Here is a 2066-nt window from a genome sequence, read left to right as displayed (position 1 = left end):
GGATGATGCGCTTGATCACTGCCGCCCAGATGCGTGCCGCGCGAGCCCTGCTCGGTATCGACCAACGGCAGCTCGCGGAGATGTCAGGTGTGTCGCTGCCCACCATTCAGCGCATGGAAGCCAGCGAGGGGAACGTGCGCGGCGTCGTGGACACCTTGACCAAGGTTGTCGAGGCTTTTGACGCCGCGGGTGTCGAGCTCATTGGCGAGAACCTGCCGAGCGTCGGCAGCGGGCGCGGCGTTCGCTTGAAGAGCCCAAAGACCCGCGGGCCCGTCCAGAACGGAGGCTCCGCGAGGGCAAGCGCCGGCTGAGGACGGCCCATGTCACCCGAGGAGTTGGAATCGAGCGAGTCGTGATGGCCACTGGGATACGTGAGCCCACCTTCGTTGAGCTGTTCACCCCCAAGCTCGTCACTATCCTACGGGAGCGCTACGGGCTCGCGGACCTGCGGGCCGACATCGTGGCCGGCCTGACGGTAGCCATCGTCGCCCTGCCACTCTCCATGGCCATTGCCATTGCGTCCGGCGTCACGCCGGATCGTGGCCTCTACACCGCCATTGTGGGTGGTTTCCTTGTGTCCGCACTCGGCGGCAGCCGCTTCCAGATCGGTGGCCCAGCCGGCGCCTTCATCGTGCTGGTGTCGGCCACGGTGGAGCAGCAGGGCGTCGATGGTCTGATCCTCGCAACCCTGCTCGCCGGGCTGGTCCTGCTGGTGGTCGGTCTTCTCAGGCTCGGCACCTTCATCAAGTACATTCCCTATCCCGTCACGGTTGGCTTCACCTCGGGCATCGCCGTGATCATCTTCGCCAGCCAAGTGAAGGAGCTTCTCGGCCTGACGCTGCCGGGCAAGGAGCCGGGTCCGTTCCTCCCCAAGCTGCTCTCATTGGGCAAGGCCCTCCCGACGCTCAGTGTCCCGGCTCTGGCGGTCTCCGCCCTGACCGTGGCCACAATCCTCACCATCCGGCGTTTCCGGCCACATTGGCCCGCCTTCCTGATCGCCGTGATCCTAGCGGCCGTGATGGCTTGGCTGCTAACCCTGCCGGTGGGGACGATCGGAACCCAGTTCGGAGGCATCCCGCGCTCTCTGCCAGCCCCGCAGCTGCCGTCGCTGTCGCTGGAGAAGCTTGCTGCCGTCCTGCCCGCGGCGCTCTCGTTTGCTTTGCTGGGCGGCATCGAAAGCCTGCTCTCGGCAGTGGTGGCCGACAGCATGACCGGCCGTCGCCATCGCTCGAACTGCGAGCTCACGGCTCAAGGAGTGGCCAACATGGCCTCCGCGCTATTCGGCGGCTTCTGCGTCACGGGCACGATTGCCCGAACCGCCACGAACGTCCGTGCCGGAGCGCGGGGGCCGGTCTCCGGCATGATGCACGCGGCCTTCCTGCTCCTGTTCATGCTCGTGGCCGCACCGCTCGCGAGCTACATCCCGCTCCCGGCGCTCTCCGCTGTCTTGGCCGTGGTCGCCTGGAACATGGCCGAGAAGCACGAATTCGCGACCCTGCTTCGCGCGTCACGGGGCGATGCCGCCGTGCTGCTCGCGACCTTCCTGCTGGTGGTGTTCCGCGATCTCACGGAGGGCATTCTCATCGGGTTTGGCCTCAGCGCGCTCCTGTTCCTGCACCGCATGGCGCAGGCAGTGGAGATTGAGGACGCCCGGCTGGTCAGCGAGATGGATCAGCCTGACACCGCGAACGGCAACGGGCGCCAGGCGTACGATGCCGAGCTCGCCACGGACCCGGACGTCATCGTATACCGAATTTCCGGGGCCTTCTTCTTCGGCGCGGCCGCCAGCGTTGCGGCAGCACTGGACCGGCTTGGCGAGGTGCCGAAAGCCTACGTGATCGACTTCTCGGCCGTTCCAGTGCTCGATTCCACCGCGGCCGCCACCATCGAGGGTTTCGTCCGGAAGGCGGGCCGCCAAGGCACGGCGGTCTATCTTACGGGGGCAAGCCGCTCCGTCCGCCGCGTTCTGCTGGTCCACGGCATCCGCCCACCACGCGTGCGGTTCCGGTCGACGATCGGCGATGCTGTCGTAGCCGCCCACAACAAGGCGGATGCCGAAGACGCCA

At 66.8% G+C, this 2066-nt stretch carries 2 protein-coding genes; both read left to right on the top strand.

From position 1 onward, the window contains the following. Window positions 1-11: 11 nt before the first annotated feature. Entirely contained in the window at window positions 12-311 is a 300-nt protein-coding gene (locus tag WDW90_RS36600; RefSeq protein WP_336492638.1) for a helix-turn-helix domain-containing protein, read from the top strand. A gap of 44 nt (window positions 312-355) precedes the next feature. Beyond that, on the top strand, window positions 356-2066 hold a 1711-nt coding region (locus WDW90_RS36595), incomplete at its 3' end, for a SulP family inorganic anion transporter (protein ID WP_336492637.1).

Origin of the sequence: Methylobacterium nigriterrae (assembly GCF_037106235.1) — a bacterium.
In the GTDB taxonomy this organism is placed as follows: Bacteria; Pseudomonadota; Alphaproteobacteria; order Rhizobiales; family Beijerinckiaceae; genus Methylobacterium; species Methylobacterium nigriterrae.
This window is presented reverse-complemented; position numbering and strand designations above follow the sequence as displayed.